This is a genomic window from Mesotoga sp. HF07.pep.5.2.highcov (assembly GCF_003666285.1).
In the GTDB taxonomy this organism is placed as follows: domain Bacteria; phylum Thermotogota; class Thermotogae; order Petrotogales; family Kosmotogaceae; genus Mesotoga; species Mesotoga prima.
Window position 1 is genome coordinate 1 of the sequence record NZ_JFHJ01000279.1, and the last position, 6945, is coordinate 6945.

Annotated in this window: 9 protein-coding genes and 1 pseudogene; 5 read left to right on the plus strand and 5 right to left on the minus strand. The window is 43.1% G+C overall.

The genetic code is table 11. The features are described 5' to 3' along the window. From BG32_RS05960 to BG32_RS16315, 5 genes and pseudogenes are all read left to right on the plus strand, one after another. Positions 1-389 (plus strand): carbohydrate ABC transporter permease (locus BG32_RS05960; protein ID WP_147434846.1); only part of this gene is annotated, 389 nt, incomplete at its 5' end. Beyond that, complete coding sequence (locus BG32_RS05965) at positions 383-1678, plus strand: carbohydrate ABC transporter permease (RefSeq protein ID WP_006488057.1); 1296 nt, start codon at positions 383-385, stop codon at positions 1676-1678. The genes BG32_RS05960 and BG32_RS05965, both read left to right, overlap by 7 nt. A gap of 11 nt (positions 1679-1689) precedes the next feature. Next, a complete protein-coding gene (locus tag BG32_RS05970) occupies positions 1690-2889 on the plus strand; it encodes a glycosyltransferase (RefSeq protein ID WP_006488056.1) in 1200 nt (399 codons plus the stop codon). 64 nt (positions 2890-2953) lie between these two features. Continuing rightward, positions 2954-3046: pseudogene (locus BG32_RS16310) on the plus strand (MurR/RpiR family transcriptional regulator); the annotation flags it as partial. 207 nt (positions 3047-3253) lie between these two features. Beyond that, on the plus strand, positions 3254-3688 hold the full coding sequence (locus BG32_RS16315; protein ID WP_259459555.1) for a MurR/RpiR family transcriptional regulator: 435 nt from the start codon (positions 3254-3256) through the stop codon (positions 3686-3688). A gap of 130 nt (positions 3689-3818) precedes the next feature. Here BG32_RS16315 and BG32_RS16320 read toward each other — a convergent pair whose 3' ends face one another. The 5 genes from BG32_RS16320 to BG32_RS17100 all read right to left on the minus strand — a co-directional run bounded on the left by BG32_RS16320 (position 3819) and on the right by BG32_RS17100 (position 6939). Further along, positions 3819-4268: an HD-GYP domain-containing protein gene (locus BG32_RS16320; RefSeq protein WP_259459556.1), complete on the minus strand. Its 450-nt coding sequence runs from the start codon at positions 4266-4268 to the stop codon at positions 3819-3821. Continuing rightward, positions 4244-5002 (minus strand): MEDS domain-containing protein, encoded by a 759-nt coding sequence (locus BG32_RS16325; protein WP_259459557.1) that lies wholly within the window; start codon positions 5000-5002, stop codon positions 4244-4246. Before BG32_RS16325 ends, BG32_RS16320 begins: the two co-directional genes overlap by 25 nt. 182 nt (positions 5003-5184) lie before the next feature. Then, positions 5185-6162, minus strand: coding sequence for a cell wall metabolism sensor histidine kinase WalK (locus tag BG32_RS05985; protein WP_006488050.1), 978 nt, complete (start codon positions 6160-6162; stop codon positions 5185-5187). Then, positions 6159-6833, minus strand: a complete 675-nt coding sequence (locus tag BG32_RS05990; RefSeq protein ID WP_006488048.1) for a response regulator transcription factor — start codon at positions 6831-6833, stop codon at positions 6159-6161. The genes BG32_RS05985 and BG32_RS05990 overlap by 4 nt, the downstream gene beginning before the upstream one ends. Next, a complete protein-coding gene (locus BG32_RS17100) occupies positions 6814-6939 on the minus strand; it encodes a PhoU domain-containing protein (RefSeq protein ID WP_409072649.1) in 126 nt (41 codons plus the stop codon). Before BG32_RS17100 ends, BG32_RS05990 begins: the two co-directional genes overlap by 20 nt. Between the last annotated feature and the right edge of the window lie 6 nt (positions 6940-6945).

Here is a 6945-nt window from a genome sequence, read left to right on the forward strand (position 1 = left end):
TGGTGGCCTCTGTCTTCAATATTTGGCGAAACTTTCCTTTTGTCTATTTGATGCTCCTATCAAGGCTTCAGTCGATACCTGACGATTACTATGAAGCTGCTGAAATTGATGGGGCAACGTCTTGGAAGCAGTTCACTAATATAACACTTCCAGAGCTCTACTTTGTGATGGGAGCGGTAGCACTAATGAGAGGGATCTGGAATTTCTACAAATTCGATGAAGTCTATCTGATAAGCAAGAGGGCGGGAACACTACCAATCTTCATCTATGAAAGGGTAATAGGCACTACTTCGCCGGAGTACGGAGTAGCCGCTGCGATAGCAACGATTCTGATGGTAATAATGCTTTTCTTGATAACCGTGTACGTCAAGAAGGTGTTGAAATGGTAAAGAGAAAATCACCCTTCAAGAGAGGAATGTTTATTTTTGGGATCCTTCTTTTGTGCTTTTTTATTCTAATTCCGTTTTATTTCATGATTCATGTATCATTAAAAGCCGATTATGATCCAAACAAGCTGACATTTTCGAACTTCACGGTAAGAAATTACCTCGAGATATTCGGTTTGATTCAGAGTAGCGAGACAGAGTTTTTCGGAGATGAAATTATTAGGGCAAATCTTGAGCCGGTACTGAAAAGAATCGAAGAGCTGGAAGAAAGGACGGCCTCACTGGAATCGTACACTCGATATGTTCACGAGATCCAGTTGGAGGCAAAAGAGAAAGAACTTAGGGATATTGTAGATCTTGTAATTGATTTCAGTGGAATAGAAGTTCAAAACAGAGAGGAATTTATCGAACGCGCGATAACTCCAGGTACCGAAGAGACGGAAATCGTTGAGGAGAATATGAAATCGATTTTCAGTGCCAACGATGTAAAGAAGTTTATCGATCTTAGGGAAGAAGTGGACAGCGCTCTAACCGAGGAGTCTCTCCTGGCTGGTCTAGAGAATGCAAAGGCCCAGCTCAAATCCTATGAAGCTCAGAAAAAAAAGATAATCGAGGAGAGAGCAAGTGAATTCCCCTTCCTGAGATATCTTAGTAACTCATTAGTCTTCGCAGGAATTTCAGCTTTAATAAGCCTCATTGTTGCCATTTTCGGTGCCTACGCCTTTTCGAGGCTTAGATTCAAGGGGAGAAGTTCTGTTCAGCGATCCGTTCTATTCGTTTATCTCTTTGGAGGGACGGTAATAATGGTTCCGCTTTATCAAATGGCGGTGAAGCTCGGGATCCTTGCAACGCCATTGGGAACGGGAATCTACTTGATCATGGTTTATGTTATTCAAACATTGCCGGTTTCTTTGTACATGCTGGGCAACTATTTCAGAACGATACCGTTTTCGATAGAAGAAGCCGCTATCATTGATGGTTGCTCAAGAATTCAGGCGATCTTCAAGATCGTAATTCCTCTTTCTCTTCCAGCGATAGTGACTGTATATATCTACGCATTTATGATTGGTTGGAATGAATACCTATTCGCATCGGCCTTCCTTGGTTTGAAGTCATACAAAGATCTCTTCACCCTTCCAATTGGGTTGAACGCGTTCTCAGGTTCCGCCCATGCTGTTTGGGGTAGGTTGATGGCGGCTTCTGTGGTTTCCGCAGTTCCAATAATTATCATCTTCAGTCTCATGCAGAAATACCTGACCAGCGGATTCACTGCTGGAGGCGTGAAAGAATAGGAGGTGTCTATATGCCCGGACTGAGTCATGATTCATACGATATAGTGGTGGGAATACCTAGTTTCAACAACGAGACTACGATTAAATATGTTGTCGAGACGGCGGCCATAGGCTTAAAGCAGTATTTTCCATCTATGAGAGGTTGCATTGTCAATGCTGACGGGGGCTCAACCGACAGGACAAAGGAGATGTTTTATTCGGCTTCAAGTAATGGGGTAGATTTGCTGTCCTTTGTATATGAGGGAATTTCGGGAAAAGGTAGCGCAATGAGATCAATAATGGAGAAATCAAAATCATATGGAGCGCAAGCAGTCCTATTTCTTGATTCCGATCTCAGAAGTGTGGAGCCATTCTGGATAGAAAGGCTTGCAAGTCCGATTCTGGAGGAAGGGGCAGCCTATGTCACCCCTTACTATATAAGACACAAGTACGATGGGACAATAACGAACAGCATATGTTATCCCCTCACCACAGCTCTTTATGGAAAAAAGATCAGGCAACCCATCGGGGGAGATTTCGGAGTTGGAAGGGAGCTCCTCGAATACTACACGACGGTACCCGAGAATACGTGGAGATCGGACATTTCAAGATTTGGAATAGATATATGGATGACGACCTCCGCTGTCAATGAAGTCAAAGGAAGCATTTATCAAGCCGCTCTCGGGACGAAGATTCATGATGTCAAAGATCCTGGAAAGCAATTGGGGAACATGTTCAAAGAAGTTGTAGGCACCCTGTTTTCCCTGATGCAGAAATATGAGGATAATTGGAAAACAGTGGGTGACTATTCCGATTCACCTATCTATGGTGACGTTGTGACAGGTATACCGGAGCCGCTGGAGGTCGATCTCGAAAACATGATTTCCAAGTGCTACGAAGGCATACACAGTCAGGAAGATTTCATCAAAGACATTCTTGGTGCGAAGATTGCTCGAAATCTCTTACTTCTTGGAAAATCAGACGCGATGATCGATGATGATCTTTGGGTTAGAATTATTTACAGAATAGCTTCAGGCTATAGAAAGTTAGCTCTTAGAGACAGACTCATAGAGCTTCTAGTTCCGCTTTATTTTGGAAGGGTTGCCAGCTTTGTCTCGAGAACAGAAAAGATGACCCAGGAAGGTGCCGAAGAAGAAATCGATAAACTTCTGAAGAAGTTTGTAGAAACGAAGGATGAGTTGATATCTATATGGGAGAAGAGTTCAGAATAACTGAAAAACTGAAGGCGATGATAAAGGTTTAAACCCTGCAGAGAAGAAGGCAGCCAGATACATTATCGATTTTCCAGATGATGTTATCCATCATTCAATAAGCGAACTCTCAGTACTTGCGGGAACAAGCGAGACCACAATTTTCAGGCTGTCAAAAAAGCTGAACTTCAATGGATACCAGGCCCTCAAAATACAGCTAGCCAGAGAACTCTCGCGAGAATCACCGCCAATTTCAGCCGACAAGAATAAGCTGATTTCCGATCTCATTGAGGCACTTAATCAGCAGAACCAACTTATTGATGATGTTCAATTAGACAGAATTGCAGGTAAAATCGTTAGAGCGAATAGACTGATTTTCTTTGGAGTGGCCTCAAGCGGAATAGTTGCCGAATTTGGGGCAACCCTCTTCATGAGAGCCGGTTTTTCGACCGCGTTCTACACAGACCCCCATTTGCAGATAATGACTGCCGTCTCGCTTAACAGGGGAGATATAGTTTTCGGTATCTCCGCCAGCGGGAATATTAGGGACACTGTGAAATCCATTGAAGTGGCTTCAGACTCTGGGGCGTACACTGTAGCAGTTACGGGTGGGATAGGATCGAGAATAGTGAGTGTTTCCACCGAGACCATCTACGTAGCTCAAGGGGGTCATGAAACCGGGATACCACTTCTTCAACCCAGAGTCTGCCAGCTTACGGTAATACAACTTCTTCTGGAGAAGTCCATAAAACTAAGAAACGGAACGCTGCAGACTCTTGAAAAGGTCGATAGAACACTTGATAAGAAAAGATATCTTTAGTCTGAAGGTCTAAATACACTCTCTCCGGTAGGTTTCTAGTTCAACCGTTGAACACAGCCAAAGGTTTTCTCAATGTCTGTAGCAAAAACGTCCACTTTGACAAGAGAATTACCGAATAGCTGCTTTGGTACTAGGGCTGGGAAGCAGAAGTTTTCAAGCTGCTTTCAAAGGAAAAACCATTTTCGAAAGCAGTGAGGCAGGCTTCGACAACTTCTGTTCTGTAAAGTGAACCTTTGTATTTTACTATCTGATCCAGCGAGTACTCCTGTCCATACGGCTTTCTGTATGGCCTGTAAAAACTCATTGCCGCGACTACTTCAGAAACGGCAAGTATGCTACCCTCAAGGCTAATTTCCGAATCCTTTAGGCCGTTCGGATAACCGGAACCGTCAATTCTCTCATGATGCTGAAAGACTGCGTACGAGACTTTATCGGGAAATGGAACTCCTCTACTTATCTCGAATCCCGTAATGGGATGTCTTCTAAGAAGTCTGGCCTCAAGAGCATGCAGTGGCCCGGGTCTAGTGAGCATGTCCAAAAACATCGAGTTCATTCCTAAGTCGTGTATCTTTCCGGCCATTTCAAGACAGGCATGGTAAAAGAGTCCAATGCCATTTCCTTAGCGATTGCTGACGCAAGCTTCGAAACGTTTTCCTCATGTTCTTCTACATATATGCTCTTCATTCTGAACATCTGTAAAAGGGAGTTTGCGGTACCCCTGCAAATGTCGAGCCGACTTGCGGTATCATATTCCAGAGTTCTTCTGGGTGCACGATAATAATCTTCATTTACGCTAAACCCACTTTCTCTGAGAGTGTACGGATGGAGTCTGGAGATTTCCAGAGCACTGCTTTGGTCAATTCTTGAAGAGTCATAAAGGCAATATGCCGTTACTGGAGACTCTTCAACGAGATCGCTCACAGATGCCTCGTACTTTAGAAGCTCTTCCATTTTCGTCCCAGATTCCAGGATCGCAGTACCTTCCCCGGCCACACCGAGGCCATTATAGCCTTCCTTTATAGCCCTTACTGCGGCTTCTTGCAGAAAACTAATCTGTCTTACGGGATCGAAAACGCCGTTCTTCACATATGACTTTTCGAAATCGATTATCTCTAATGTCTTCGAACCTAGAAGATCATCCAGGTTATAGGGGAGCCCGTCAGTTGTCTCTTTAGAAGGAATGACATCCCTTTCTGGTCCAAAATAAAGAAGTTTGTAATTTTTGGAAAGACCTTCTTTAAGGAAGGTGTTTATTGCTTTTCTTAGATCGTGAGCCGAACCATAAAGACAAACACTATGAGTATCTGATTTCATTAAACAACAACTCCATTAATATATGACGAACTTTCTTCAGGAGGTCATATCAAAAAAATTATTGCATAAGTAATTTCACACTTTGCCATAAACGAATATGCACTGTTAGTTAAATGGTGGCGACCAAAAAGTGTCAGAGTCTTATTACTAGCTTTATCTGGAAGTAAATTCAGAAGATGTCTCTACATGTTCTTGGGAAAACTGATGGTCACGGTCGTTCCCATCATGTACCTCGATCGTACCTCTATAGATCCGTTTATAAGGTTGAGAGCGTGCTTAACGAGAGACAGTCCCAGCCCCAATCCAGAAGATCCCGAAGTTCTTGCATTGCTTCCTCTGTAGAATCTTTCGAAGATTCTCGGTAGTTCTTCACTTTTAATACCTATTCCGTTGTCTTTCACGGAGATGTATATTCTGGATTCGACTTCCCTAGAGACGATTTCAATTGTATCGCCAACACTTGAGTACTTAACCGCATTCGAAATCAGGTTCGATATCACTCTGAAGAGAAGAAGCGAATCTACGGCGGCATATGTGTTAGGGGAGACTGTTGTGGTTATCTTCAATTTCTTTCTTTTCCATTTGCTTTCGAGGTCACTTACGGACTCATCAATTAGTTCCTTCAAATTGACGGTTTCAATCTTGACTCTGTAGTTCTGTAGCTCGAGATTAGACAGTATTCCAAGTTCTTCAACCAATCTCGAAAGCCGTCCAGTCGATCTCGCTATCCTTTCGATAGTCTCGGAAACATCTGCAGGTAACTCCATTTTCTTTTCTATTAGAAGCTGTACATAACCGTTTATAACAGCCAACGGTGTAGAAAACTCGTGGACAATCGAATTGACAAAGTCCATCTTAGCGCTTTCAAAGAGTTTTTCACTCGTTATGTTTCTCGCTATTATATATGGTGCAGAAACCCTTATTTTGAGATAGTGAGTCGTGTCATCCTTAACGAAGATCGTGTCGATGGTGTAATTAGTACCCGAAATGAGATTATCTACTATCTTTGAAATGCCCTGAACGTGGAGAGCGTCAGGTAAGGCTAATCCTTCCACATCTCCAAGCATCTTTCTAGCCGATAGGTTGGCCCTTGTTACGACCAGACCTTCATCTACCATTATGATTGCTTCGTTAAGTTCATCGAGCAGAGATTCGTTCATCTCTGCTCTCCAATGACGAATTTGTAACCGACTCCCCGAACTGTCTTAATGAATCCCTCTCCAACCTTTTCTCTGAGTTTGCTTATGTGGACGTCAACGGTTCTGAAATCGCCGAAGAAATCCATTCCCCAAACCTTGTCCAGTAGCTCTTCGCGAGTAAAAACTCTCCCGGGGTTTTCCGCGAGCAGTTTCAACAATTCGAATTCTCTTCTTGTCAGCTCTTCTGACTTTCCATTTTTAGTTACTGTGTACGATTTGAGGTTAACTACGGCGTCACCAATCGTAAGTTTATCTTCCAAAGTACCGGATATCTCTGTTCTTCTCATGACAGCCTTGATTCTTGCCACAAGAGCCCTTGGATTGAAGGGTTTTGTAACGTAATCATCTGCGCCAAGTTCAAGCCCAAGAATCATGTCAAGGTCGGACTTTCTTGCGGTCAAAAATATTATCGGAATTCTCGAATACATTGTTCGAATCTTCTTCACGAGATCGAGACCATTTGCGTCAGGTAGCATGATATCAAGTAATATCACGTCGGGCTTTTCTGAACGCAGGGATGACCATAACTCTTCTGCATTTGCGGCAGTTGAAGTCTGCATCGATTCATTCTCACATGCAGTTCTGACAATATTCAGGATATCGAGATCGTCATCAACAATCAATACTTTCAACGTCGCATTTCCTCCTTGAGCTCTCGCCCTTTTCTATGTAATAGATCTCTTCTGCAATGTTAGTCGCATGATCGCCGGCTCTTTCGAGAAATCTTGACACTAGCATCAAATC

Coding starts and splice junctions, on each gene's coding strand:
- BG32_RS05965 (WP_006488057.1), top strand. CDS start 383: ATGGTAAAGAGAAAATCACCCTTCAAGAGAGGAATGTTTATTTTTGGG.
- BG32_RS05970 (WP_006488056.1), top strand. CDS start 1,690: ATGCCCGGACTGAGTCATGATTCATACGATATAGTGGTGGGAATACCT.
- BG32_RS16320 (WP_259459556.1), bottom strand. CDS start 4,268: ATGGCCGGAAAGATACACGACTTAGGAATGAACTCGATGTTTTTGGAC.
- BG32_RS16325 (WP_259459557.1), bottom strand. CDS start 5,002: ATGAAATCAGATACTCATAGTGTTTGTCTTTATGGTTCGGCTCACGAT.
- BG32_RS05985 (WP_006488050.1), bottom strand. CDS start 6,162: ATGAACGAATCTCTGCTCGATGAACTTAACGAAGCAATCATAATGGTA.
- BG32_RS17100 (WP_409072649.1), bottom strand. CDS start 6,939: ATGCTAGTGTCAAGATTTCTCGAAAGAGCCGGCGATCATGCGACTAAC.